30 protein-coding genes are annotated in these 25,571 nt (G+C 59.6%); 15 read left to right on the top strand and 15 right to left on the bottom strand.

Annotation, left to right across the window (positions count from 1 at the left end):
• The first annotated feature begins 234 nt into the window (after positions 1–234).
• The 6 genes from purL (at position 235) to HCZ23_RS13165 (ending at position 5,230) form a co-directional block, all read left to right on the top strand.
• The gene (gene purL, locus HCZ23_RS13190) at positions 235–2,394 is read left to right on the top strand and encodes a phosphoribosylformylglycinamidine synthase subunit PurL (protein ID WP_167602181.1); all 2,160 of its coding nucleotides are present in this window, start codon (positions 235–237) and stop codon (positions 2,392–2,394) included.
• A 72-nt stretch (positions 2,395–2,466) separates the two neighbouring features.
• Positions 2,467–2,952 carry a hypothetical protein gene (locus HCZ23_RS13185; protein WP_167602180.1) on the top strand — a complete coding sequence of 162 codons (486 nt, stop codon included), beginning with the start codon at positions 2,467–2,469 and terminating at the stop codon, positions 2,950–2,952.
• A gap of 65 nt (positions 2,953–3,017) precedes the next feature.
• Entirely contained in the window at positions 3,018–3,248 is a 231-nt protein-coding gene (locus HCZ23_RS13180; RefSeq protein ID WP_167602179.1) for a BolA family protein, read from the top strand.
• A gap of 82 nt (positions 3,249–3,330) precedes the next feature.
• A complete protein-coding gene (gene grxD, locus HCZ23_RS13175) occupies positions 3,331–3,690 on the top strand; it encodes a Grx4 family monothiol glutaredoxin (protein WP_167602178.1) in 360 nt (119 codons plus the stop codon).
• Positions 3,691–3,740: 50 nt separating this feature from the next.
• The gene (locus HCZ23_RS13170; protein ID WP_167602177.1) at positions 3,741–3,899 is read left to right on the top strand and encodes a hypothetical protein; all 159 of its coding nucleotides are present in this window, start codon (positions 3,741–3,743) and stop codon (positions 3,897–3,899) included.
• Positions 3,900–3,937: 38 nt separating this feature from the next.
• A complete protein-coding gene (locus HCZ23_RS13165; protein ID WP_167602176.1) occupies positions 3,938–5,230 on the top strand; it encodes a hypothetical protein in 1,293 nt (430 codons plus the stop codon).
• A 69-nt stretch (positions 5,231–5,299) separates the two neighbouring features.
• Here HCZ23_RS13165 and HCZ23_RS13160 read toward each other — a convergent pair whose 3' ends face one another.
• Positions 5,300–5,713 carry a cell division protein ZapA gene (locus HCZ23_RS13160; protein WP_167602175.1) on the bottom strand — a complete coding sequence of 138 codons (414 nt, stop codon included), beginning with the start codon at positions 5,711–5,713 and terminating at the stop codon, positions 5,300–5,302.
• 3 nt (positions 5,714–5,716) lie between these two features.
• Positions 5,717–6,292 carry a hypothetical protein gene (locus HCZ23_RS13155; protein WP_167602174.1) on the bottom strand — a complete coding sequence of 192 codons (576 nt, stop codon included), beginning with the start codon at positions 6,290–6,292 and terminating at the stop codon, positions 5,717–5,719.
• Positions 6,293–6,677: 385 nt separating this feature from the next.
• Between HCZ23_RS13155 and tkt the strand changes: the two genes are divergently transcribed.
• From tkt to HCZ23_RS13120, 7 genes are all read left to right on the top strand, one after another.
• On the top strand, positions 6,678–8,699 hold the full coding sequence (tkt, locus tag HCZ23_RS13150; RefSeq protein WP_167602173.1) for a transketolase: 2,022 nt from the start codon (positions 6,678–6,680) through the stop codon (positions 8,697–8,699).
• A 137-nt stretch (positions 8,700–8,836) separates the two neighbouring features.
• Positions 8,837–9,142 (top strand): NADPH-dependent FMN reductase, encoded by a 306-nt coding sequence (locus tag HCZ23_RS13145; RefSeq protein ID WP_167602172.1) that lies wholly within the window; start codon positions 8,837–8,839, stop codon positions 9,140–9,142.
• A 323-nt stretch (positions 9,143–9,465) separates the two neighbouring features.
• The gene (gap, locus tag HCZ23_RS13140) at positions 9,466–10,464 is read left to right on the top strand and encodes a type I glyceraldehyde-3-phosphate dehydrogenase (protein ID WP_167602171.1); all 999 of its coding nucleotides are present in this window, start codon (positions 9,466–9,468) and stop codon (positions 10,462–10,464) included.
• Between the two features lie 176 nt (positions 10,465–10,640).
• On the top strand, positions 10,641–10,784 hold the full coding sequence (locus HCZ23_RS13135) for a hypothetical protein (protein WP_167602170.1): 144 nt from the start codon (positions 10,641–10,643) through the stop codon (positions 10,782–10,784).
• 153 nt (positions 10,785–10,937) lie between these two features.
• The gene (gap, locus tag HCZ23_RS13130; RefSeq protein WP_167602169.1) at positions 10,938–11,939 is read left to right on the top strand and encodes a type I glyceraldehyde-3-phosphate dehydrogenase; all 1,002 of its coding nucleotides are present in this window, start codon (positions 10,938–10,940) and stop codon (positions 11,937–11,939) included.
• A gap of 121 nt (positions 11,940–12,060) precedes the next feature.
• Positions 12,061–12,711 carry a MarC family protein gene (locus tag HCZ23_RS13125; RefSeq protein ID WP_167602168.1) on the top strand — a complete coding sequence of 217 codons (651 nt, stop codon included), beginning with the start codon at positions 12,061–12,063 and terminating at the stop codon, positions 12,709–12,711.
• A gap of 148 nt (positions 12,712–12,859) precedes the next feature.
• Positions 12,860–13,018, top strand: a complete 159-nt coding sequence (locus HCZ23_RS13120; protein ID WP_167602167.1) for a DUF1127 domain-containing protein — start codon at positions 12,860–12,862, stop codon at positions 13,016–13,018.
• Positions 13,019–13,095: 77 nt separating this feature from the next.
• On the opposite strand, the gene coaD is transcribed toward HCZ23_RS13120, so the two are convergent.
• The 3 genes from coaD to HCZ23_RS13105 form a co-directional block, all read right to left on the bottom strand.
• Positions 13,096–13,590: a pantetheine-phosphate adenylyltransferase gene (gene coaD, locus HCZ23_RS13115; RefSeq protein WP_167602166.1), complete on the bottom strand. Its 495-nt coding sequence runs from the start codon at positions 13,588–13,590 to the stop codon at positions 13,096–13,098.
• Between the two features lie 145 nt (positions 13,591–13,735).
• Entirely contained in the window at positions 13,736–14,170 is a 435-nt protein-coding gene (locus tag HCZ23_RS13110) for a CBS domain-containing protein (protein WP_167602165.1), read from the bottom strand.
• Positions 14,171–14,255: 85 nt separating this feature from the next.
• The gene (locus tag HCZ23_RS13105; RefSeq protein WP_167602164.1) at positions 14,256–15,149 is read right to left on the bottom strand and encodes a LysR family transcriptional regulator; all 894 of its coding nucleotides are present in this window, start codon (positions 15,147–15,149) and stop codon (positions 14,256–14,258) included.
• Between the two features lie 159 nt (positions 15,150–15,308).
• Here HCZ23_RS13105 and HCZ23_RS13100 point away from each other — a divergent pair, with 159 nt between their 5' ends.
• Together HCZ23_RS13100 and HCZ23_RS13095 are read left to right on the top strand one after the other, a co-directional pair.
• The gene (locus HCZ23_RS13100) at positions 15,309–16,808 is read left to right on the top strand and encodes a CoA-acylating methylmalonate-semialdehyde dehydrogenase (protein WP_167602163.1); all 1,500 of its coding nucleotides are present in this window, start codon (positions 15,309–15,311) and stop codon (positions 16,806–16,808) included.
• Between the two features lie 191 nt (positions 16,809–16,999).
• Positions 17,000–17,200 carry a DUF2892 domain-containing protein gene (locus HCZ23_RS13095; protein ID WP_167602162.1) on the top strand — a complete coding sequence of 67 codons (201 nt, stop codon included), beginning with the start codon at positions 17,000–17,002 and terminating at the stop codon, positions 17,198–17,200.
• Here the strand turns inward: HCZ23_RS13095 and HCZ23_RS13090 are convergent, their stop codons facing one another.
• The 10 genes from HCZ23_RS13090 to HCZ23_RS13045 form a co-directional block, all read right to left on the bottom strand.
• Positions 17,201–17,857 carry a Crp/Fnr family transcriptional regulator gene (locus tag HCZ23_RS13090; RefSeq protein WP_167602161.1) on the bottom strand — a complete coding sequence of 219 codons (657 nt, stop codon included), beginning with the start codon at positions 17,855–17,857 and terminating at the stop codon, positions 17,201–17,203.
• 30 nt (positions 17,858–17,887) lie between these two features.
• Positions 17,888–18,337 carry a DUF302 domain-containing protein gene (locus HCZ23_RS13085; RefSeq protein ID WP_167602160.1) on the bottom strand — a complete coding sequence of 150 codons (450 nt, stop codon included), beginning with the start codon at positions 18,335–18,337 and terminating at the stop codon, positions 17,888–17,890.
• Between the two features lie 80 nt (positions 18,338–18,417).
• Positions 18,418–19,503, bottom strand: a complete 1,086-nt coding sequence (locus HCZ23_RS13080; RefSeq protein ID WP_167602159.1) for a c-type cytochrome — start codon at positions 19,501–19,503, stop codon at positions 18,418–18,420.
• The gene (gene soxC, locus HCZ23_RS13075; protein WP_167602158.1) at positions 19,484–20,761 is read right to left on the bottom strand and encodes a sulfite dehydrogenase; all 1,278 of its coding nucleotides are present in this window, start codon (positions 20,759–20,761) and stop codon (positions 19,484–19,486) included. The genes HCZ23_RS13080 and soxC overlap by 20 nt, the downstream gene beginning before the upstream one ends.
• 55 nt (positions 20,762–20,816) lie before the next feature.
• Positions 20,817–22,514, bottom strand: coding sequence for a thiosulfohydrolase SoxB (soxB, locus tag HCZ23_RS13070; RefSeq protein WP_167602157.1), 1,698 nt, complete (start codon positions 22,512–22,514; stop codon positions 20,817–20,819).
• A gap of 119 nt (positions 22,515–22,633) precedes the next feature.
• Positions 22,634–23,506: a sulfur oxidation c-type cytochrome SoxA gene (gene soxA, locus HCZ23_RS13065; protein WP_167602156.1), complete on the bottom strand. Its 873-nt coding sequence runs from the start codon at positions 23,504–23,506 to the stop codon at positions 22,634–22,636.
• A gap of 83 nt (positions 23,507–23,589) precedes the next feature.
• Positions 23,590–23,919 (bottom strand): thiosulfate oxidation carrier complex protein SoxZ, encoded by a 330-nt coding sequence (soxZ, locus tag HCZ23_RS13060; protein ID WP_167602155.1) that lies wholly within the window; start codon positions 23,917–23,919, stop codon positions 23,590–23,592.
• Between the two features lie 24 nt (positions 23,920–23,943).
• Positions 23,944–24,360 (bottom strand): thiosulfate oxidation carrier protein SoxY, encoded by a 417-nt coding sequence (gene soxY, locus HCZ23_RS13055; RefSeq protein ID WP_167602154.1) that lies wholly within the window; start codon positions 24,358–24,360, stop codon positions 23,944–23,946.
• 41 nt (positions 24,361–24,401) lie between these two features.
• Positions 24,402–24,878 carry a sulfur oxidation c-type cytochrome SoxX gene (gene soxX, locus HCZ23_RS13050; protein WP_167602153.1) on the bottom strand — a complete coding sequence of 159 codons (477 nt, stop codon included), beginning with the start codon at positions 24,876–24,878 and terminating at the stop codon, positions 24,402–24,404.
• A gap of 150 nt (positions 24,879–25,028) precedes the next feature.
• On the bottom strand, positions 25,029–25,550 hold the full coding sequence (locus HCZ23_RS13045; RefSeq protein ID WP_254870319.1) for a thioredoxin family protein: 522 nt from the start codon (positions 25,548–25,550) through the stop codon (positions 25,029–25,031).
• Positions 25,551–25,571 lie beyond the last annotated feature (21 nt).

The raw sequence follows: 25,571 nt of genomic DNA, 5'->3' as shown, positions 1-25,571 counted from the left end.
CTTAGGCCGAGCTTTGCTCGGCCTTTTTTTTCGCCTCCTCTATAAGAATGCCCCCCAGTTTTGCGCAGCATCTTCCGAAACGCGCGCCGCCGCGTTTTCAGACGCCCGCATCTGACGATCGAATTCACGCTCAGACCTTGTTTTCACGGCCTATCTTGCGCCATTCCCTCTTTCCCCAAGGCCACAAACAGCCTAATAGGTCCGCAAAGCGAAGCTGCCGTTTAGGGGACCCACATGACCGAGCCCGCCATCACCGAAGAGATCATCGCCGCCCATGGCCTCAAACCCGACGAATACGCCGAGATCCTGCGCATTCTGAACCGGGAGCCGACGTTCACGGAGCTTGGCATCTTTTCTGCGATGTGGAACGAGCACTGCTCTTACAAGTCTTCGAAAAAACACCTGCGCGGCCTGCCGACCTCCGGTCCGCAAGTCATCTGTGGCCCGGGTGAAAACGCGGGCATCGTCGACATCGGCGACGGGCAATGTGTGGTCTTCAAAATGGAAAGCCACAACCACCCCTCCTACATCGAGCCCTATCAGGGGGCCGCGACCGGCGTGGGCGGCATCCTGCGTGACGTCTTCACCATGGGCGCGCGGCCTATTGCGGCGATGAATTCGCTCTCCTTCGGCGTCAAAGATCACAAGAAAACCAAACAGCTCGTCCACGGCGTCGTCGAAGGCGTCGGCGGCTACGGCAACTGTTTCGGCGTTCCGACCGTGGGCGGCGAAGTCCGCTTCCATGAGGCTTACAATGGCAACTGCCTTGTGAACGCTTTCGCGGCGGGTCTGGCAGACACCGACAAGATCTTCTACTCGGCGGCCTCCGGCGTCGGCATGCCTGTCGTCTACTTGGGCGCAAAAACCGGCCGCGATGGCGTCGGCGGCGCGACCATGGCCTCGGCGGAATTCGACGATACCATCGAGGACAAACGCCCCACCGTTCAGGTCGGCGATCCGTTCACCGAGAAATGCCTGATGGAAGCCACGCTGGAACTCATGGCCACCGGCGCCGTGATCTCGATCCAGGACATGGGCGCTGCGGGCCTGACCTGTTCTGCGGTCGAAATGGGCGACAAGGGCGGGCTTGGCATCCGGCTTGACCTCGAAAACGTGCCCCAGCGCGAAGAAAACATGACCGCTTACGAGATGATGCTCTCCGAGTCTCAGGAACGCATGCTCATGGTCTTGAAACCCGAAAAAGAGGCCGAAGCCCGCGCCGTTTTCGAGAAATGGGATCTGGATTTCGCCATCGTCGGCGAAACCATCTCCGAGGACCGCTTTCTCATCATGCACAACGGCACCTGCATGGGTGACCTGCCGCTCTCGACGCTGGCCTCCTCCGCGCCGGAATACGACCGTCCCTGGGTCCCGACGCCGGCCGCCGAACAGGTCGCCGACGTGCCCCAGATCGACGGCATCGACGGTCTCAAAGGCCTGCTCGCCTCGCCGAACTACGCGTCCAAAGCCTGGGTCTTTGAGCAATATGACACCCAGGTCATGGCCGACACCGTGCGCAAACCGGGCCTCGGCGCGGGCGTGATCCGCGTGCATGACACCGGTAAAATGCTCGCCTTCACCTCCGACGTGACCCCGCGCTACGTCAAGGCGAACCCCGTCGAGGGCGGCAAACAAGCCGTCGCCGAAGCCTACCGCAACCTTTCCGCTGTCGGCGCGAAACCTCTCGCGACCACCGACAACCTGAACTTCGGCAACCCCGAAAAGCCAGAAATCATGGGCCAATTCGTCGGCGCATTGGACGGAGTCGGTCAGGCCGTCGCCTTCCTCGACATGCCGATCGTGTCGGGCAACGTGTCGCTTTACAACGAGACCGACGGGATCGGCATCCTGCCGACGCCCACCATCGGCGCCGTGGGGCTCATCGCCTCTGAGGATGATCTGATCTCCGGTCTGGCGCAGGACGGCGACGTCGCTGTTCTCATCGGTGAAACGCAGGGCCTTCTGGGCCAATCCGCCCTGCTCTATGAGGTCTTCAACCGCCAGGACGGTGACGCCCCACATGTGGATCTGGCCGCCGAGAAACGCAACGGCGAGTTCATCCGCGCCAACGGGGCGCTCTTCAACGCCGTGACCGACCTCTCCGACGGCGGCCTCGCGCTTGCCGCCTTTGAAATGGCCGAAGAGGCTGGCGTCGGCGTGCATCTCGATGCGGGCGACACCGCGACGCTCTTTGGCGAAGATCAGGCCCGCTACCTCGTCGCCTGTTCCTTCGACCAAGCCGAAGCCCTCATGGCCGCCGCTGCCCAAGCCGGTGTGCCGCTGGCCACCGTCGGGAAATTCACCGGCGACACGGTCAGCTTCGGCACCTCCAGCGCGTCGCTCTCCGAACTGTCCGCCCTCTATCGCGGCACTTTCGGAGAGATTTTCGGTTAAGTTTCCTCTGCTGCAGAAATACTCACTCAAAGGCCCGCTGATCTGGCGGGCCTTTTACGTTAAGAAGTTTCCATGACCGCCCTCCCAGATCTCACCTCCGACTGCTCCCAATGTGCCGCGCTCTGCTGTGTCGGGCTGACGCTTGACAAGGGCGATCTGTTTTCCTTCGACAAACCGGCCGGTACGCCCTGCCGCAATCTCGACGGGCATCTCTGTTCGTGCCACGACCAGCTCGACGAGATCGGCAATCGCGGCTGTGTGCTTTATGACTGCGCAGGTGCCGGGCAACGCGTCACGCAGCTGCGCTTCAACGGCGAAAGCTGGCGCCTCGACCCGACACTTTTGCCCGCAATGATCCGGGATTTCGAGCGGCTCAAACCGCTGCACGAACGCATGAAACAGTTGATTGAGGCCGAAAGCCTCGACCTGACCGACGCCCTGGAGATCGAGCGCCAGCGTCTCTTGCGCAAATGCGCCCGCCTTTGGGCCGACACCCCCACGCTCGCGTCAGACTACGAGCAGTTCCTGAGCGACCTTGCACAACAGAGCCGCGCCTGAACGCTTGCAGGCCCGCGCGGCACGCCTTACATTTCATTCCGACGACCAACCAAGGAGCGCCCTACATGGCCATCACCGCCACCGATATCGAACACCTGATCCGCGCAGGCTTTCCCGACGCCCAGATCATCGTTCAGGGAGATGACGGTCAGCATTTCGCCGCCGAAGTGATCGACGCTTCGTTCAAAGGCATGAACCGGGTGCAGCAACAACGCGCCGTGAATGCGACGCTGAAAGAAAAGCTCGCCAGCGGCGAGTTGCACGCGCTGGCCCTGACCACCCGCGCCCCCGAGTAAACCCCGCTTACTGGCCAATCCGCGCCGAAGCCCTAATCTCATGTCGGCCCAGACCGCGCCGACACCCGAAAGGAAAACGCCCATGTCCGCTCAGGAAACCATCCAGAAAACCGTCGACGACAATGATGTCGTGCTTTTCATGAAAGGCACCTCGCAGATGCCGCAATGCGGATTCTCGTCGAAAGTGGCGGGCATCCTGAATTTCATGGGGGGTGAGTATCTCGACGTGAACGTGCTGGCCGATCAGGACATTCGTCAGGGCATCAAAGACTTCTCCGACTGGCCGACCATCCCGCAGCTTTATGTCAAAGGCGAATTCGTCGGCGGCTGTGACATCGTGATCGAGATGACCCTCTCGGGCGAGCTGGACCAGATGCTGGCAGACAAGGGCGTGGCCTTCGACACCGAAAAAGCCGATCAGATTCGCGCCGCGAACGTCTGATCCCATTTGGATCAAGCGCCTCAAAGCGGGCTGACAGGGCCCGGTTTGACATGTATATTGATGACCACCTGCCGAGACATATCTTGGCGGGTGTTTTATTTTTGAAATCTGATTTGGTGGCTGAAGCGTTTCTGCTTAAACCTGAAGCAAGGTTTGAACAGAAACGCTGTGCAACGCTCAAATGCAGCGCGCGTTTCGACTTTCTGTGATCAATCACAGTTAAACTCGAAACGCTTTATTCAATGGATTGGCTTATTTTCGCGGTGATCTTTTCGCTGTCCGGGCAGTCCGATTTTGGAGACCAGGCACATCCATGCAACACTTTCACCTACTTGCCATTCTCGCCGCCCTCGCGCCCATACCCGGCTTTGCCAACACAGCCGTAAAAGCCCTCTGCGTGGCCCCGGTCGCCTTCCAGACCGCCCCGCCAGCCCCTCCATTCAGGCTCAATACGGTTGTACAATCTGACCTCGCTGAAAATGACATTTTTGCTCTTGGTGACCCGGAGAAAAAGAACATCGTGACCGGGTTCATCCGTCACAACCAGTTCATCCCGCTCAAGGCCCCCCGCCCCTCCCCAGGGCAGCTGACCTGGGTCTATCCGACCGGCTCGGGAGAGCTCATCGGCATATTCGGGGTCAGAGACCAAAAGGAATTCTGGCGACAAGACCCGGAAACCGGGGAGTTTACCCGGCAGATGCAGATCAAAAATTTGATTGATGAAGGGCGCAACATTCGCAAAGCAGGCTGGTCATCCCCAATGAATGCGCTTTTGCTCGCGCGCGACATCAGAAACGAGATCTTTGCGATTGAGGATCATGAGATGCGTGCGGTGGATGTGATGCGTCAGTCCCCAAAACATCATGACAGGATCTCCACCATCCTCGACATTCCCGAGATCAACATTACCTTTTTGGCCACAGAAGAGGAAAACCGGGTTTATCTGATCGACGCCACGCAACATGTCCATGATCTCGGGGCATTTGCGCCCGAACCATGGGTCTTTGTGAAAGACGTGGTGCTGCTGACATACCCCTATCGTTTGTTGATCGACATGCAGGAGGCCTTGGGCCCCTTCAAAGGGCGGTTCATCATTCGCCTCGAAGAGCGTGGCGGCGTCTGGGGTCCGGCCCGCGAGCAGGATTTTCGAAACGTCTATACCGATTTCGATCAGATGTCTGATCCTGACCTTGACGGCGTGGACCCTGACCGGCTCATGGGGCTCTCTGGTTTCAAAACGCAATTCACCACAGAGGTTCCGGGGCCCGGGCAAACAAAGCTTCGACATAATCGCTCCGTTGCGATCTATCTGCCCAATTCTGACGCCTATGTTTCAATTGGCGACGAACAAATCCAAGCGTTTGACATCTCGTCCGGCGATGAACTTCGCATCATCGGCGCCCAGATCAAGGTTTCAAAATATTTTCCATGGTCAGATGCGGCCTATTTGCCGGACCGCGACGCAATTTTGGTGGCCGCAGAAAACGGATATTTCATCCTGAAAGATGCTGTCGTGGACGATGTCTCCGCATGCCGATGACGTAGCCGTCCCCGGGAATTGACCCGCCGAGCCCCTCATGACCTCACATCATGAGGGGATCTGAGGGCATCAGGCCTCGAAGCTGTCCGTCACGCCCAGACGCTCCTCAAACGCCGCCGCCATGGCCTCGGTCCGTGCCGCCATTTCGGCCAGCGTGTCCATCACCTCATTGGGCACCACAGGCACCTCGACCTTTTGCGGCTCGGGCTCGGGCCGCGCGCGCATTTCCTCGATCAACGCTTCCTGCGCGCCGAGTTTGGTCTCAAGGCTGCGCATCTGCTCTTCCATGCCCGCCGTCTTATCCGCAAGCATCAAGCCCGCCATCAACAGCATCCGCTCCGCAGGCAGACGCCCGATCTGGCTGGACAGCACAGAGGCCTCATTGTCCAAAAGCTCGGCGGCGGATTTCAGGAAATGTTCTTCGCCGACCTGACAAGCCACATCGAAATCACGTCCGCCAATGGAGATTTTCACTTCAGGCATCTCTTAATACTCCCCACGCGGGGATCGCTCTGGCCCCGCATCAGTCACCTCGTCGGCCCCATGGCGCGACACCACCGCGCGCAGCTCGGTCAGGATCGCATCCAGTTCCGTGACATCGGATTCGCGCGCCACACGCAGCGCTTCCACCTCTGCATGAAGCCCCGCATCGATCAGACCGGCGTCCCCGACACCTTCGGCATTGGCCGCCCTGAGCGCCGCGTTGTTGTTGCGCAGCTGGGTGTTCACGTGACGCAGCTTTTGCATCTCGCGGTCATGATCCATCAACTGACGACGCAGGGTTTCAACCTCTTCCTCAAGTGCCGCGACATGGCTTTCCTGACGGTCGTGAATCGCCTTCACGCGCTCTTCGAGCTGACTGTTGGCCGATTTCTCTTCCTCAAGTGCATCGTGCAGGCGGGCAATCTCGGCCTCCGCCTCTTCGCTGGCGATTCCTCCAACGGGGGCGTCACTGGCCGCTTCTGTGGCCGCCTCGGCACGCTCTTCGGCCACAGCCACCGCGCGCCCGATCCGCTCCAGCGCCGCCGTGATCCGGGCTTCGAAATCGGAAATCTCGCTCATGGACGTCTACTCACACTCTGCTCAGTCTTTGTCACGATGCCCCGCCTTTCCCTTCATGCGGCCCCATCTTCGGAACAGGAAACTCGAAACTTCCTTTGTCCTCAAGGGCGAAGCGCAAAAAGCTCATCCGCGGGCACATCTGTTTTCTCTTGATTCGAGAGCCTAGCCTAAAGGGCAGGATTTACCAATATGCGAAGGCGAAACCGGCCAAAACCGCCCGCACCACCTGTTTCGTACTGCTTCCATAGGGTCGCGGGGGGCCAATCATGCCGCCTCGCGGCTTGCACTTTGGGCCAGTATCGTTATCAGGAGGCCCGAAAGGCCAGACATCGTGGCGTTCCGCACCGATTTCGGCCTCATATCGGAGCTATGAGGAGATCCGCCCGTGGACATCGCAACCCTGCGCGAGGCGCACCCCGATCACTGGATGCGTGCCGCCGCCATCCGCACCCTGACGCTCGATGCCGTCGCCGGTGCCAATTCCGGTCACTCCGGCATGCCGATGGGCATGGCCGATGTGGCCACCGTGCTGTTTGAAAAGCACCTGAAATTCGATGCCGCCGCACCGCTCTGGCCGGATCGTGACCGCTTTATCCTGTCGGCGGGCCACGGCTCCATGCTGATCTACTCCCTGCTCTATTTGACCGGCTACAAAGAGATGCCGCTCGAGCAGATCAAGAATTTCCGCCAGATGGGCGCGAAAACCGCCGGTCACCCGGAGAACTTCCTGCTGGATGGCGTCGAAACCACCACCGGTCCGCTGGGTCAGGGCATCTCCAACGCCGTTGGTTTCGCCATGGCCGAGGAATCCTTGCGCGCCCGTTTCGGGTCCAAGCTCCAGAACCACCACACCTATGTGATGGCCGGCGACGGCTGTCTCATGGAAGGTGTGTCGCAAGAAGCCATTGCCCTCGCCGGTCGTCAGAAACTCGGCAAGCTGATCGTCTTCTGGGACAACAACAACATCACCATCGACGGCACCGTGGACATCGCCGACCGCACCGATCAGGTCGCGCGCTTCAAAGCCTCCGGCTGGCATGTTCAATCCATTGACGGTCATGACCCGGACCAGATCGACGCCGCCATCGAGGCCGCGAAGAAGTCCAAGAAACCGTCGATGATCGCCTGCAAAACCCACATCGCTCTGGGTCACGCCGCACAGGACACGTCCAAAGGCCACGGCGCATTGACCGACGCCGACCAACTGGCCGCCGCCAAAGCCGCCTATGGTGTCAACTGGGGCGCCTATCAGGTTGCCGAAGACGTTAAATCGCAGTGGGAAGAGATCGGCGCACGCGGTCGCGAAGACCGCGTCGCCTGGGAAGCCCGTTTCGAAGAGCAATCCGAGCGCCGTCAGGCCGAGTTCAACCGCGTCTTCGCAGGCGAGGCCCCGAAGAAACTCTCCGCCACGATCAAAGCGTTCAAGAAACAGATCTCCGAAGAGCAGCCGAAGCTGGCCACGCGGTCGTCCTCGCAAAAAGTGCTCGAAGTGATCAACCCGATCATGCCCGAGACCATTGGCGGCTCCGCCGACCTCACCGGCTCGAACAACACGTTGACCGGCGACATGGGTGTCTTTGACGAGACCAACCGCAAGGGCCGCTACGTCTATTACGGCATCCGCGAACACGGCATGGCCGCCGCGATGAACGGCATGGCGCTTCACGGCGGGATTCGTCCCTACTCCGGCACCTTCTTCTGCTTCACCGATTACGCCCGCCCGGCGATGCGTCTCTCGGCTCTGATGCAGATCCCGGTGACCTATGTGATGACCCACGATTCCATCGGTCTGGGCGAAGACGGCCCGACTCACCAGCCGGTCGAGCATCTCGCCATCTGCCGTGCGACGCCGAACACGCTGACGATCCGTCCCTGTGACACGGTCGAGACCGCCGAGGCTTGGGAAATCGCGCTCACTTCGCAGAAAACGCCCTCCGTCCTCGTGTTGACCCGTCAGGGCGTGCCGACGCTGCGCACCGAGCATAAAAACACCAACCTCGTGTCCAAAGGCGCTTACGTGCTGGCCGAAGCCGAGGGCAAGCGTGAGGCGATCCTGATCGCCACCGGCTCCGAAGTGGCCATCGCCATGGAAGCCCGCAAACTCCTTCAGGACAATGGCATCGGCACCCGCGTGGTCTCCATGCCCTGTATGGAACTGTTCGCCGAGCAAGACGAAGCCTACCGTCGCAAGGTCCTGCCCGCAGGTCCGGTGCGCGTTGGCGTCGAGGCCGCTGTGCGGGACGGCGGCTGGGACCGCTGGCTCTTGGGCGAGCGGGGCCGCGAAGCGAAACAGGCCTTTGTCGGCATGACCCGCTTTGGCGCCTCCGCGCCCGCAGACGAGCTCTACGAGAAATTCGGCATCACCGCCGAGAACGTGGTGGCTCAGGTCAAAGCACTCTTGGGCTAACGCTAAAGACCCTCCTCCGGCCACATCCGAAGGACAAAGACATTAAAAGCCCGCCTCAGCGCGGGCTTTTTCCTTTTCTTATGGCGGCTTTCCCAGATGATCTTGACCCAGACAGGCCGCTGTCGTGATCTGTGCGCATGAACATCCTCGCCCTCTCCGGCAGCGCCCGCCGCGCCTCCACCAACACCGCCCTGCTTTGTAGCCTCGCCGATGTCGCCCCTCATGGGATCTTCATCACGGTCTTTGACCGCATCGCCGCGCTTCCGGTGTTTTCGCCCGACCTTGAACATCCCCGCTCGGCGTCTGTCGCCGCCTTTGCCGATCTCATCGCGCGCGCCGACGGTCTCATCCTCTGCGTCCTGGAATATGCCCGCGCACTGCCCGGCCGGTTCAAGAATGCACTCGACTGGCCAGTCCCCGGAAGAGGTCGCGGCGTTCTCTGACATGCCTGACACCCGCACTGAAGCGCGGACCTTTCTCACAGCCTTCGCACAGCCTTCGCACAGGCGCTCCGCACCGACGCGCAAATAGAGTCGCGCGCCCGGCGCCAACGGCTGCACCTTCTTTTGTCCTGAAATATCCCGGGGAGCGCGAGGGGCTGGCCCCTCGCCCAAGGTTCAAACAGCCGCACAGGTTTATGCTCAATGTTTGCGATAACGAATATGTTTGCGCCAACATGTTGGCGTTAAATGCTTTTCCAGCACAGCACACCTTTGTATACCGGCCCCAAAGACCCACGCCAAACAGATCAGCTTGGAGATTCATCATGACCATCAAACTCGGGATCAATGGCTTTGGCCGCATCGGACGCTGTACTCTCGCGCATATTTCCGAAGCCGGGCTCAACGAAGTGGAAGTGGTCAAGATCAACGCCACCGGCCCCATCGAGACCAACGCGCACCTTTTGAAATACGACTCGGTCCATGGCCGCTTCAACGGCTCCGTCAAAGTCGCCGGCAACACCATGGATCTGGGTCAGGGCCCGATCGAGGTGATGTCCACCTACAATCCCGAAGAGCTGGATTGGGAAGGCGTCGATGTCGTGCTCGAATGCTCCGGCAAGTTCAACGATGGTGAAAAATCCGCCGTGCACCTGCGCAATGGTGCCAAAAAAGTGCTGATTTCCGCACCTGCGACCAATGTGGCGCGCACCGTGGTCTTTGGCGTGAACCACCGCGATATTCTGGCCGAAGACAAAATCATCTCCAACGGGTCCTGCACCACCAACTGCCTCGCGCCGCTGGCGAAAGTGCTGAACGATGGCATCGGCATCGAGAGCGGCATCATGACCACGATCCACTCCTACACCGGCGACCAGTCCACCCATGACCGCCGCCACAAGGACCTCTATCGCGCCCGCGCCGCCTCCATGGCGATGATCCCGACCTCGACGGGCGCCGCCAAAGCGCTGGGGCTCGTGCTGCCGGAACTCAAAGGCAAATTGGACGGCACCTCGATTCGCGTGCCGACGCCGAACGTCTCCTGTGTCGATCTGACCTTCCAGGCCTCCAAAGACGTCACCGTCGAGGACGTGAACGAGGTCGTGCGCGAAGCCGCCGCCGGTCACATGGGCGCCGTTCTGGGCTATGACCCGGAGCCGAAGGTCTCCATCGACTTCAACCACACCACCGAGTCGTCGATCTTTGCGCCCGATCAGACCAAGGTCGTCGGCCGCACTGTGCGCGTGCTCGCCTGGTACGACAACGAATGGGGCTTCTCGGCACGTATGGCCGATGTTGCCGCCGCAATGGGCCGCCTGTCTTAAGCGCTGGCCCAATACGGGGCGGAGGAAGAGGAGCCTCCGTCCTGTCTCTTTTTTGAACACCACTTTGAGGTCCAAAGGGCAACCTTTGGGCCCTTTTCCGCTTTTTTTGATCTGCCCCCTTTTTTTCTTCACACCTCTGACGCATTGTGCCTGCAAGACAGACAAAAGCGTAGAACATGACCAACTCAATCGCCGTCGGGCTTGCCATCTTGATCTTGATCGCGCTCGGCCTTGATTTAGGGCTCAATGGAGGTGCGGCATCGCTCTTCTTGGCCCGCGAAATCCTGCGGTTGATCCATTGGCTGGCGTTCTGGCGCTAAAGTTCTAGGTTTCCCATGGCGCTTCCGCACGGATAGCGCTAACAGTGTGGAGCAGATGTCCATCTGAGGGCCCATAATCGGCCCTTGGAGATTATGAGAGAGAGAACACCCTCCCCGTTCTCTCAATAGCCATCGCGTCAAGGAGGTGCTGACATGGCCGTGAAAGTTGCAATCAATGGATTTGGGCGTATCGGGCGTAACGTGTTGCGCGCCATCATCGAATCGGGTCGGACCGATGTCGAGGTGGTGGCGATCAACGATCTGGGTCCGGTGGAAACCAACGCCCACCTGTTGCAGTTCGATTCTGTCCATGGCCGTTTCCCGGTCGAGGTCAAATTTACCGAAGACACCATCGACGTGGGCCGTGGCCCGATTGCCGTGACCGCGATCCGCAACCCGGCCGAACTGCCGTGGTCGCATATCGACGTGGTGATGGAATGCACCGGCATCTTCACCGCCCGCGACAAAGCCGCGATCCACCTCGAGAACGGCGCCTCCCGCGTGCTGGTTTCTGCGCCTTCCGCAGGCGCTGACAAGACCGTGGTTTACGGTGTGAACGACGACGTGCTGACCGCCGAAGACCTCGTGGTCTCCAACGCGTCCTGCACCACGAACTGCCTCTCGCCGGTCGTCAAAGTGCTGAACGACGAGATCGGCATCGTCAAAGGCTTCATGACCACGATCCACAGCTACACCGGCGACCAGCCGACGCTCGACACGATGCACAAAGACCTGTATCGCGCCCGCGCCGCCGCCCTGTCGATGATCCCGACCTCTACGGGTGCTGCGAAAGCCGTGGGACTGGTGCTGCCGGAATTGGCTGGCAAGCTCGACGGCGTGGCGATCCGCGTGCCGACCCCGAATGTGTCGGTCGTCGACCTGACCTTCGAGGCCGCCCGCGAGACCTCTGTCGAAGAGATCAACGACAAAATCCGTGCTGCCGCAAACGGTCCGCTCAAAGGCATCCTCGGCTTCACCGACCGCAAACTGGTGTCCTCGGATTTCAACCACGATCCGCACAGCTCGATCTTCCACACAGATCAGACCAAGGTCATGGAAGGCACCATGTGCCGCATTCTGACCTGGTATGACAACGAATGGGGCTTCTCGAACCGTATGGCCGACACCGCGGTCGCCATGAGCAAGTTCCTCTAAAAACGCATAAGTTATCCCGCGCGAACGGGAGAAGGAGACGCCCCGGAGTGATCCGGGGCGTTTTCTTGTTGTTCGGGGTCTGGGCAATGCTATGTGAGGGACAAACATCCGCGAGTCTTATATGCCCAGCTTTTCCACCATTCTCAGCGAATTCATCACGCTTTGGGTTGTCATCGACCCGATTGGCACCCTGCCCGTCTTCATCGCCGCCACCGCCGGTCTCGCGCCGCGTCTGGCGCGTATGGCCGCCGCGCGCGCGGTGGTGATCGCCTTCGTGATTCTCCTGGCCTTCATCTTGTTGGGTCAGGTGGTTCTGGACGCTCTGGGCCTCGGCCTGCCGTCTTTCCAGATCGCAGGCGGATTGGTTCTGTTCCTCTTCGCGCTCACGATGATCTTCGGCGACGGCAAACCGTCTCATGAAACCGCTCAAGTCGAAAAGCCCCGCAGCGACCAACAGGTCCAGGCCCGTCGCGTCTCCGTCTTTCCGCTCGCCATGCCCTCCATCGCCTCCCCCGGTGCGATGCTCGCCGTGGTCATGCTCACAGATAACGACCGCTTTTCCGTCGCCCATCAGGCAATGACGGCCACGATCATGGTCGTCGTGCTTTTGATCACCCTCGTGATCCTCATGGCGGCCCAACCGATCCTGCGCGTTATCGGCGATACGGGTGCGGCCATCGTATCGCGTGTGATGGGCATGGTGCTGGCCGCCGTTGCCGTGGATGCGGTGCTCAACGGCTTTGTTGCAATCGGGGTGATCCCGGCGTTTTGACCAAATTTCTGCTTCAGAAGACATGCATCTTACCTAAAACCCATGCGCATAACGCATAGCGATTTTGGCGAACCGGCATTGGTGTTAGCGCTATTTCGGGCGCATATAAGGGTCAGAAAACGAAAACTGGACCCAAAGGATCGGCATTATGAAAACGCTCACCTCCCTCGCCTCCGCCGCCCGCAAACGGGCCGCCTATCGCCGCACCCTCGCCGAACTCGACGGCCTTTCCGATAAGGTCAAAGCCGACCTGAACATCGACGCAAACCGTGCCCGCCAGATGGCGCATGACGCGATCTACGGATAAGACATAGACATCACGCACGAAAAACGCCCCGCAGTCCTCCTCCTGCGGGGCGTTTCCATGTCTTGCGTTTGATAACTTCAGGCTTTGAACTTGGCCAAAAGCCGCGCTTCGACCTCGGGGGCGACGAATTTCGAGATGTCGCCATCGAGACGCGCGATCTCCTTCACCAGTTTCGAGGCAATCGCCTGATGCCGGGCATCGGCCATGAGGAACACCGTCTCGATCTTGCTATCAAGCGCCCGGTTCATGCCAACCATCTGATATTCATACTCGAAATCAGCCACGGCGCGCAGGCCGCGAATGATGACCTTTGCATTCACATCGCGCGCGCATTGGATCAAAAGGTTCTCGAAGGGGTGCACAACGATCTCACAGCCGGTGTCCGCAGAAAGCTCCGCCGTGTACTCGGTCAACATCTCGACGCGTTCTTCGAGGCTGAACAAAGGCCCCTTGTCGCGGTTGATCGCCACGCCGATCACCAAACGATCCACGAGGGCACAGGCCCGGCGAATGATGTCGCCATGGCCGTGGGTCACCGGGTCGAATGTGCCGGGGTACAAACCGATACGCATGGGGTGGTCTCCTCCTCTTCCTTCTGCGCACGCAACAATATTGCAGGTGCGAAATCAAGAGGCTTGGGGCGTATTGGGGCGCGAACGCCCCGTTACATGTCAAAATTTCTTTGCAACCCAGGCAATTCTCATGACACTCAGGGCCTTAATGCCCCATGATCATGCCTTCGAGCGATTTGTTCTCCATCGCCAACTGTTCAAGCCGCGCCTTGACCACATCGCCGATGGACACGAGGCCGATCATTTCGCCATCGCTCATCACCGGCATGTGGCGGAACCGGCCGGTGCTCATCCGCTCCAACACGGCCAGCGCCGTATCGTCGGGGCGGCAGGACACAAGTTTCCGCGTCATGAAATCCGACACCTTATGGGCCAAAACCTCGCTGCCGGTCTTGCCCAGCTCGCGCACGATGTCGCGTTCGGACAAGATGCCCTCCGGATGCTTCGGATCCGTCGCGACGATCACCGCGCCGATCTTGCGGCTCGACAAAAGCTTCGCCGCCTCGCCCACCGTCATGTCCGGCCGAATGGTGATGGTCTCGTCAATATCTTTCGCTTTCAGAATCTGACCTACGATCATGTGTCCTCCCTAAAATATCTGATGCGCTCGCGCGCGTTTTTCCTGTGTCTCCCTGATGTTAGCGTTCACTGCCTGCGACACTCTGTCAAGCTTCGCGTTCAAGTTGTTCGACCACCTCACGCATGCTTTGGCACAAAACCTCGGAAAACCGCGACAGGCGTTCGACTTTGCGGTCATCTGCGTGGCGCACCAGATAGAAGGCGCGTTTGAGCCGCACTTCGTCGGGCAGCACCCGCACCATGCGGTTCACATAGGGCAGGCAAAAGTCGTGCACGACCCCTACGCCCAGCCCCGCGCGGATCATGTTGAGCTGCACAGAGACGGAATTCGACGTATAATCGGCCTCGCTGGCGCCGATTTCCTCAAGATAGTCGAGTTCCTTGTCGAAAATCAGATCGGGCACATAGCCGACCAATTTGTGCCGTTTCAGATCCTCTCGCGTCACGATGTCCTCGTGCTGGCGCAGATACCAGCGCATGCCCGCAAGCGAGAGGTGATAGTCCGTGATCTTCTGCACCAGCAAACGCCCCGAGGTTGGTGGAGACACGCTGACATAAAGATCGACCTCGCGTTTCGACAGGCTGAAAAGCCGCGGCTGCGCGATGATCTGCACCTCAAGCTCCGGGTGCTCCTCGGCGATTCGCGCCACGACGCGCGGCAGCACATAGTTTGCACAGCCATCCGGCGCACCGATTCGGATCGCGCCCTTGAGCTGTTCGTCGCCATCACCGGTCAGGTCATCGAGCCCCAGGGACACCGCCTGTTCCGCCGCCTCCGCATGGGCCAAAAGCCGCCCGCCATCCCGCGTCAGCTCATAGCCCTGCGGGGATTTCGCAAACAGGGGCGCGCCCAGCCCCTCTTCGAGCCGCGCGATGCGCCGCCCCACCGTGGCCGGGTCGATCTTTAATTGTCGCCCAGCCCCCGACAGGCTTTCCGTGCGCGCCACCGCCAGAAACACCCGCAAATCATCCCAATTCATCGCCTTCGCCTCGTCCGTTTTTGATGTGATCCGCACCCTGCGCAATTGCAGTTCAACAAAGCTCCATCATTGCGAAAATGCAAAATGTTTTTGAAATCTTCTCTCTTTTAGAGACAAAAACGCAAAGTTAAACTTGCCCTCAACGATCAGGAGGTTTCCATGCAAGAGCTCAAACATTTCATCAACGGCGCCTATGTCGCTGGCACATCCGGCCGTTTCTCCGAAGTGCGCAACCCGGCCACCGGCGAAGTCATCGCCAAAGTGCCGCTCGCCACACCCGCCGAGCTGGCCGATGCGGTCGAGAAAGCCGCTGTCGCCCAAAAAGAATGGGCCAAGGTGAACCCGCAGCGCCGCGCCCGTGTGTTCATGAAATTCGGTCAGTTGATCAACGAGAACATGGACGCCTTGGCCGAGTGCCTGTCGCGCGAGCACGGCAAGACGATCCCCGATGCCAAAGGCGATGTGCAACGTGGCCTCGAAGTGGTCGAGGTCTGCATGGGCGCGCCGGCTTTGCTCAAAGGCGAATTCGTCGGTGATGCGGGTCCGGGCATTGACCTTTATTCCATCCGCCAGCCGCTTGGCGTTGTCGCAGGCATCACGCCCTTCAACTTCCCGGCGATGATCCCGCTTTGGAAAATGGCGCCTGCGATTGCCTCCGGCAACGCGATGATCCTGAAGCCGTCCGAGCGCACGCCGATGACATCCCTGATGCTCGCCGAGCTGTTCCAACAGGCCGGTCTGCCGGATGGCGTTTTGCAGGTCGTCCATGGCGACAAAGAGGCGGTCGACGCGATCCTCGACAATGAGACCATTCAAGCCGTGGGCTTTGTCGGCTCCACGCCCATCGCGCAATATATCTATGGTCGTGCGGCCACGAACGGCAAGCGCGCGCAATGTTTCGGTGGGGCGAAGAACCACATGATCATCATGCCCGACGCCGATCTCGATAAGGCCGCCGACGCGCTGGTCGGGGCCGGGTTTGGCGCCGCTGGCGAACGCTGCATGGCTGTGTCCGTCGCCGTGCCCGTGGGCAAAGAGACCGCAGATCGTCTGATCGAAAAGCTGGTGCCGAAGATCGAAAAGCTCAAAGTGGCCCCCTACACCGCCGGTGACGACACGGACTACGGTCCGGTGATCACCGCACAGGCCAAAGAGCGCATTGAGGGGCTCATCACCTCCGGTGTGGACCAGGGCGCGACGCTGTTGACCGATGGACGTGGCATGAAAATCCAGGGCTATGAGAACGGCTATTTCGTCGGCCCGACGCTCTTTGACAACGTCACCCCGGAGATGGACATCTACAAAGAAGAGGTCTTTGGCCCGGTGCTTTCCACCGTGCGGATGGACAGCTATGAAGATGCGCTTAACCTCATTCTCGACAACCAATATGGCAACGGCACCGCGATCTACACCGCCGATGGCGACACCGCGCGGGACTTTGCCGCCCGTGTCGATGTCGGCATGGTGGGCATCAACTTCCCGATCCCTGTGCCGCTGTCCTACTTCTCCTTCGGCGGCTGGAAAAAATCCGCTTTTGGCGATCTCGACCAATACGGCCCGGATGCGTTCAAATTCTACACCAAGACGAAAAAAGTCACCGCCCGCTGGTTCTCCGGCATCAAGGACGGGGTCGCTCTGAACTTCAAAGCGATGGACTAAATCCTCCCTTTTCGAACCATTTGGCGGGGTCTCATGCGAGGCCCCGCTTTGTTTTTGTATAAATCGAACATTTGGCTCGTTTTCGTCGGCCAGAGAAAAAGCGTTCAACCTATATGCTGGATGTGAGTTTGTTACAGACAGGCGGGCGCGCGGGGCAGTAGCTTACCAGTGGTTAACCAATGGAGAGTTTCATGCTCAAAAAAAATGTCGGCGGCATCGACCGCATCCTGCGCATCGTTGTCGGCCTTGCGCTTATCCTCGGCTTCTTCCTGAACGCCGATGCGTCCATGCGCTGGCTGTACCTCTTGGGGATCATCCCGCTGGCCACCGGGCTGATGCAAAGCTGCGTGCTGTACTCGATCCTCGGGATCAACACCTGCAAGACGAAATAATCAGGCGGAATGCGCGAGCGCGTCCAGCGCCTCGCGATCCGTCAGCTTGACCTCGCCGCGGGCGGTTTGAACCCATCCGCGGCGTTGGAATTCCTGCAACTGACGCGAGATCACCTCACGCGCAGAGCCCAGTTCTGCGGCCAGTTGCGCATGAGTTGCCCTGAGAACCGGTCCGCCGTTCGTCAGCTCCAACAGCTTCTGCGCCAGCCGAATATCGATCTTTTGAAACGCAATCTCTTCGATCACATGGAACAGATCGGTGATCCGGCGCGAATAGGCGGAAAACACGAAATTGCGGAAACTCTGCGAGGTGGCGACCAGATCGTCGAACACCCGACGCGGGATGGCGACGGCGTCAACCTCCGTCTCAGCAATGCCCTCGGCGCTATAGTCTTCATAGGCCAGCAGACAAGCCGTGGTCATCACACAGCTTTCCCCCGCATGCACGCGGTAAAGCACGATCTCGCGCCCCGCTTCGGTGGTCTGTTGCACCCGCACCGTGCCTTCGATGAGCATCAACAGATTCTCTGGGCGTTTGCCGGGGCCGAACAACAGGGTCCCGGCGGGCAGATGAACGATCTGCGATTGCGTCACAAGGCGCGCCCGCACCTTGGGTTCCAGTGTCGAGAGCCCCGCAAACCGGTCGATCCAATCCATCCTCTACCCCTTTCGGCTTAAGGGGTTTATTTAGAAGCTCGTGGCCTCTTCGACAATCTCTGTCAGCAAATCTTCGACCGCCTGCATCGGACCGTCTGGATAATCGCGAAAGCCGATGGTGACCTTGCCCTCACGATCCGCGACGTAGATCGAATAGGGGCAATGCACGATATTGCCGGGATCGGCCTCCATCACTTGCCGCGAGACGACCGCCGAGCAGAACAGGAACACATCCGCCGCGTCGAAAATCGTCACCTCGGAGCCGACATCCGCTTTTGTGCGCTCCAACATCTCGCCGGTGTGCGAGCGATAGTCGATCACCAGACCTTTGGAAACGATGGCATCCTCGACCGCGAAGGTCGCGTCGTCGAATGTGCCGTCATACTCATAAGTGATCGCTTGGTCGCTTGCGAGATCATTCGCCCAAGCGGGGGTCGCGAGGACCAAGGCCAGCGTGGCTATTTTGAACACTGTTTTCATTGTGAACATCCTCCCTGTCTTTGAGCGTATCATGAAAAAAGGGCGGCCCGATAGCCGCCCTCTCACGATCTGGTTCGCCCTTATTGTGTCGTGGCCTTCAGGTATTCGATCACCGCCGCGATGTCGTCGTCGCTTTTCAGCCCGGCAAAAGACATTTTGGTCTTCGGGAACATCGCCTTGGGCCGGTGCAGATAAGCGGTCAGGTTCTCTTCGGTCCAGGTGAAACCTTCCTCACGCGCGTCCATGAAGTCATTGGAATATTTGAAATCTTCCACATGGCCGATGGTGGCGCCGAGCACGCCGTTGAGGACCGGACCGGTGCGGTTCTTGGCGCCCTCGCCCACCTGGTGACAGGCTTTGCACTTGCGAAAGACCTTTTCACCCTCGGCGGCCAAGGCCTCGTCAATCTCGGCCGCAGCCAGTTCAACGGGGGCCTCTTCGACCGGCGCCGCTTCCGCAGGTGTTTCTTCCGCCATCGCGACCTGAACCGTCTCCTCAGCGACAGGCTCTGCTGCGGCTTCCCTCGTCTCCTCCTCCGGCGTCACATCCAGAACGGTCGCGCGTTTGGTGATCTCGACCGTCTCCTTGCAGTTCTCGTAACAGGCGTTTTCCTCGGTGAAGATCGTGTATTCCGTCTCCGCGCGATCATCGGTGATGAAGCCTTCGGCATTCGGCATCTCGACCTCGAGGAAGTTCTCGTTCGAGAGCACGAAATCATCCTCCACGATGTAGTTCGAATAGAGGATATAGGCCGTGATCGCATAAACATCGTCGTCCGACATGGTCTGCGCCGCGCCGAAGGGCATCGAGCGACGGACATAGTCATAGACAGTGGACAGATAAGGCCAGTAAGAGCCAACGGTTTTCAGCGGGTCCTTGTCGGCCAGCGTCCCGTCACCGCCCGCCAATTTGGGCCAGTTATCAACACCTTCCGCGAATTCACCGTGACAGACGGCGCAGTTCTCGGAGAAGATCATCTCGCCATCTTCGACCGAACCTGAGCCAATCGGAAGCCCGTCGCCATTGGGCGAAATGTCATGGTTCCACGCGGCGATTTCTTCGGGCAGAGCCGCGCGACCGAGGCCGAGTTTCTCGGCGAAAGCCGGCATCGCCAACGTTGCAGAAAGTGCGGTGGTGAGGATCAGTTTAGGAAGAAACTTCGACATTTTCCGCCTCCCCGTTCGATTTGACATGCCAGGTTTGGATACAGTTGTTGTGATAGACGGAGTTCTCGCCGCGCACCTCTCTGAGCTGCGCTTTGGTCGGCTGAACATAGCCCGTGTCGTCATGGGCACGGCTTTGCAGGAGCATTTCCTCACCGTCCCAAGTGGTATCAAGATAGAACCGCGTCAGCGCCATCGGTTCGCCCGGATTGGCCAGACGCGCCTTCTCCCAAGTCTTGCCGCCGTCTTTCGACACATCGACGCCCGTAATAGCACCGCGCCCCGACCACGCGAGACCTGTGATCACCAAAGGCCCCTTGCCATGTTTGATCGGCATCTGCGGGCTGGGCGAGGTCACCACGGATTTCGCATCCATGACCCAGGTCCATTTGCGCGAGGTCCCATCCGCCAGAGTGTCGGTGTATTTCGAGGTTTCTTCACGGGATTCAATGGCTTGCTCGGTGACTTCAATGCGGCGCAGCCATTTGACCCACATGTTGCCTTCCCAACCGGGCACGACCAGACGCACCGGATAGCCATGCTCCATGCGCAGCGCCTCGCCATTGGCCTTAAACGCGATCATGCAATCGTCGAGCGCCTTTTCCATCGGAATCGACCGCCCGTTCGAGGAGGCATCCGCGCCCTCGACATAGACCCATTTGTCCGCAAGATCGCCCGCCGCGTCGAGCCCCGCCTCTTCCAACAGAGTGCGCAACGTGACGCCGGTGTATTCCATGTTATGGATCATGCCATGGGTGAATTGCGAGCCGTTCAATTGCGCGCCCGCCCATTCCATGCCGGTGTTGGCCGCACATTCGAGGAAGAAGGTCTTATTGACCCGCGGGAAGCGTTCGAGATCCTCATAGGTAAAGACCAGCGGCGTATCGACCAAGCCGTTGATCATCAGGCGGTAGTCTTCTTTTTTCAGCTCAATCGCGCCGGAGTGGTGCCGTTCAAAGGCACAGCCCTGCGGCGTGATCGTGCCGTCGAGCGCATGGATCGGCGTGAAGTTGATCGAAGAGATCGGATCGGCGGTCAGCCACGGCACATTGCGGCGAATGACGTCGCTCTCATATTTGATCGGCAGCCCATAGGGCGTTTCATCAACCCCTTCGCCGAGGCTCATCGCCCAATCCTGCTTTTCCGTGATCAGCGGATCGGGACCTTCGGCTGCGGCTTGGCTCGCAGCCAGACCTACGCCTGTGGCCGCGGCACCGCGTAGAAACGCGCGGCGACTTTGACCGTTCTGGGTCTCACTCATGTTGTGTCTCCCTCGTGATGTGCGTTTATGATTTTGCTCTGGTTCTGGCCCGTTTTCAGGCGCCGATGACCTCGACCGAGGTATTCGGCGCGACCGTCACGGTGCCCTGTTTGCGGATGTGATCCTCGACCACATCCCAGATCTGCGGCCCTTCGGTGCCCTCATTCACAGAGGCCCAGCCCGCCACGACGTAGTTCTTCGCCGGATCGAGTTTCTCGCCGGTTTTCAACAGCGTCAGCTCCGAAATCCGTTCGCCCTGCGGCTTGGTGATGTCGATCCGGTAGCCAAGACCGCCCATCCGCACCATGTCGCCACCCTGCTGGTAATAGGGATCGGGATTGAAGATGTTGTCGGCCACGTCTTCCATGATCGTATGGATGAACTCGCCGGTCATCTCGCTGCGATAGGCCTTGCCATAGGTCATCGAGGTGGCGTTCCAGATGTCCTCGCGGGTGATATTATCCCCCGGCAAAAGGCTCGGCCCCCAACGCACGCCCGGCGACATCGCAATGTCCGCCTCACGCTCGCTCAAAAGCGCGTCACAGATCAGATCGTCCCAGGTGCCGTTGAAATTGCCGCGACGATACAAGAGGCTGTCGGTCTGGCCGATCACCTCGCCCATCGCCTCCTCGTAGGGCGCGCGTTGTTCGTTGATCAGCGCCGAGACCTCCTTGTCCGGCTCGATCACGTCGGAGAAGATCGGGATGAGTTTATGCCGAAAGCCCATCATCCGCCCGTCGCGCACGTCCAGATCGACGCGGGAGACGAATTTGCCGTTGGACCCCGACGCGATGATGATCGTCTCGCCGACGAGAACCGGCTCCGGCAGCGCATCATGGGTGTGACCTGACAGAACGACGTCGATGCCACTCACGAGGCTCGCCATCTTCTTGTCCACGTCAAAGCCGTTGTGGGACAGCAAAACGACCAGCTCCGCGCCCATGCCACGCACCTCGTCGACCACTTCCTGCATCCGCTCGGTGCGAATGCCGAAGGAGTATTCCGGGAACATCCAGCCGGGGTTGGCGATGGGCATATAGGGGAAGGCCTGGCCGATGACAGCGATCTTCACGCCGCCACGCTCAAAGAACTTATAAGGCGCAAAATCTTCCGCAGGTTCGTCCCATTCAGCGTCGAAAATATTGGCGCCCAGAGCCGCAAAGGGCAGATCGGCCACCACTTCGCGCACACGATCGGAGCCCAGCGTGAACTCCCAGTGGAAGGTCATTGCATCGGGCTTGAGCGCGTTCATCACATTGACCATATCCTGGCCCTGCGTGTGGTAGCAGGTGTAGGAACCGTGCCAGGTGTCGCCGCCATCGAGCAACAACGCGTCCGGTCGTGCCGCGCGGATCGAATTGATCACCGTGGCCACACGATCAAGCCCCCCGACCTTGCCATAGGCTTTGCCCAAAGCGGAAAAATCATTGTACGTCAGCGCGTAAGCCGAAGGAGAATTGTCCTCGATGCCATAGAGTTTGCGGAAATCCGCCCCCGTGACATGCGGCACCGCGCCCTTGTTCCCGCCCACGCCAATGTTGATCTCCGGCTCGCGGAAATAGATCGGTTTCAATTGCGCATGAATGTCGGTGACATGGATCAGGGAGACGTTGCCGAAAGTGTCGAACTCCAAAAGCTGGTCCTGCGTCAACGCCTGTTGCGCGGCGAGACGCGCCCAGTTGCCAAAGCCGGAGGCGCCCACCATGGCCGAGGCGGCCATGGACACCTGAAGGAAATCACGACGTGAGATCATGCTCAAACTCCGTTGTCGGACGCAGAAAACCTGAGCATTTCCCAAGGTTTCATGCGCAAATTTGAATATATCGAGAGAAACAAAGCCCCGCTCATCACAAAGCGGGGCCCTGTCAAAGATCAGTTGCGGACAGAGGGGCCTTCGACCGAGAGGCCGTTGCCACGGGACGCCACGTAAAGCTCAAGGGCCACGAATTCCGGCGACCCTGCGTTGAAGGTCTCCGCGCGAGTGTCCCGGATACACCCTTTGAACCGGCTGTGTGCGCCGTTGAGCTTGGCGTTTTTCAGACGATAGGTCGGGAAACCATTGGTCTGACCTTGGCTCAGATGGTCGGCACGGATCATGTTGCCGTAGTTCTGCTCATGGCAGTTGGCACAGGACAGATCGAGCTGACCGTAGCGAGTGTAATACATCTCCTTGCCCTGTTCCCAGGTCGACTGGGCCGGGCCGTCGATGGCGACATTCATCGGCATGCCACGCGAAACCGACGCCAAAGCCGCCTCGAAGTTCAACATCATCCCGCTGTCGTATTTCTGCGCATCGGCGCCCATCTGTTCGGTCAGACAGTCATTGATCTGCATCTGGATGGTGTAGACCTGTTCCTTGTCGTCGTTCCATTTCGGATAGGTCGGACGCACATTGGCGAGGCTTTCGACGCCGTCGTGGCAATCCATGCAGGATTTGCCCTCGGACCCCATCACGGTTTCGAACTGATCGAACCCGGCTTCGGCGCCCAGCATCCCCGGGTTGTCGAAATCATCCATCTCCATCGCCTGCGTGTCATCCGAACGGAAGCGCCAGCCGGACATGATCTCGCTCAGATGACCGTCGAGATGCGCGGGGGCGGCCGTCTTGGTCACGATCTCGATCTCGCCATTGATGACAAGCTCTGCGTCTTCATCGGCGAAGGCAGGCAGTGCGAACACCGAGGCAAACACCGTGACAGTCGACGCCAGAGCCGCGGCCGTGCTGAGCATTTTATTGATTTTCATGCGTTTCTCCTCCCTGGGATAATGTGCGCGCCCCTCCCCGGGCGCGCACAACCTTGGTGCGGCAAAGCCGGTCTGATCGCCGGTCAGGCAATCGCGATCTCTTTGGCTTCCTCGTAGACGGAGCCATCGTCGTCATACCAGGTGAATTTGAATTCCCCGGCCTCAGGCACGGTCGCATCGAATTCGAGGTAAGGGTTGGTCGAAATCGACGGTTCCAAGGTCACGTCGACCACGCTTTCACCGTTAAACTCACAGGTGAAACGGTTGATGATCGAGCGCGGAATGACGTTGCCGTCGCTGTCCTTGCGCTGGCCGGATTCCATCGGGTGGGAAATCAGGGTTTTGATCGTGATCACCTCACCGGCAGAGGCCGATTTAGGGACTTTCACGCGGGGTTTGACACCAGATGCCATTGTTTTATCTCCTGAAAATACGCTTTAGCCGCCGCAGCCGCCGATGGTCACCTTGACCGTCGCGGAGGTCTGCACGAAAGAGCCATCGGCCATTTTCGCAACCGCCACAACGTCTTGCGTGCCAGCGAGACGGATGCGGGTGGAGGCCGCCTGGCTGCCTGCCAGCGGGCCGAAGTTGAACACCACCACTTCCGGGGTCGGGTTGCCGGTGGCGAACACCGCGATGGCGGTGGCGCCCGGCGCATCGACCGCGATCGGCACGGTGTTGCCGTTTTCGGCGATTTCCGGTGCGGTCAGGGTCAGATCGCCCGCGCCCGCTTCGGCACCCCCGGTGAATGCGGCGATGGCGTCTTCGGCAGCGGCGGTCGCACTCAGCGGCAAAAGCGCCGCCGCGGTCGCACCGAGGCCCAGAGCCAGAGCGTCACGTCGTGTGAGATTCATGGTTTGCTCCTAAGTTCTAAGTGTCAGGATCCGACGGAAGATCACTCGTCCGTCAGCGTCATCAGATAGGCGACCACGTCCTCGACCTGCTGGGCCGAGAGGATCGGCGGCAGATCGGCCGGCGCGGCCTTGCCCGTGTAGGCATCACCCGGACGGGTGAAACCGTCGACCTTGTAAAAGGCCGGCATCACAGTGCCCTCGAAGGTCATCTTGGCGTTGACCACGAGGCCACGCAGTTCGGCAGCGCTCCAGCGCGAGCCCGCGCCATCGAGCCAGGGGCCGACTTCGCCGTGGAACGGCACATCGGCATAGGCGTCGGCGGCATGACACGAGACACAGTTGCCCATGGATTTCGTGGTCAGGATCTTGCGCCCTTCTTCCGCGTTGCCCGGCGTGCCGGTCAGAGAGGCCTCAATCGCGCCGTAGTCGTCGAACTGAACGTCGCCGGGGGCCGTTTCGGCCAATGCTGCACCGGTGCTCAGACCGAGCGCAACAAGACAGGTTGCGATACGTTTCATGTCTCCTCCCTAAAAGACTGTGCTTATATTTCCGCATATCTGCGTTGTTTGTTTTGCATACCGTAGCGTGCCATTCTGTCGCAGGGCAAGAGACAAATTCAAATAATTGAATTATTCTGCACTGCAGCACCCTTTGCACGCTAACATAAATCATTCGCTGACGTTTAGCACGCCCTCTTCTTGTTGCCTAACCACTTGACGCGCATGGTATTTCTGAAAAGGCTCATCGCCTTCATAGCCATGATCCAAAACCCATTGCATCATATTGTAGGTGGTCAACTTTCCAAAGGCGCCGGGCACCGTGGCCACCGCCGCGTCCTTTGCGGAGACACCTTCGGCCACCTCTTCGGGGAAATAGAGATTCGTCGGCGTGAACAACGCGCCCCATTTCTGCACCATGTCCTTTTCCGGCAGGGTCTCGCCATCGAAATCCGTCACCTCGACATCGCCGAACATGTTGATCTGGATGACAAAGAAATTGTCCTCGATCATCTTCGTGATCTCCGGGTCGGGATAGACCTCTTCGTGCATTTTCTTGCAATAGATACAGCCGCGCTGCTCCACCATCACCAAGAGACGCTTCCCTTCCGCATTGGCTTCGGCCAAATCCTCGCGCAGGTCCTTGAAGGTGTCGCGCTGCCACGCGGTCTTGTGCAGCCCGTCATCGCCCATTTCCACCGCCAGCGCGGGAAA

Source organism: Celeribacter sp. HF31 (assembly GCF_011806455.1).
Lineage (GTDB): Bacteria > Pseudomonadota > Alphaproteobacteria > Rhodobacterales > Rhodobacteraceae > Celeribacter.
The sequence above is the reverse complement of the archived record's forward strand: the minus strand, read 5'-3'. Positions and strand labels throughout refer to the sequence as shown.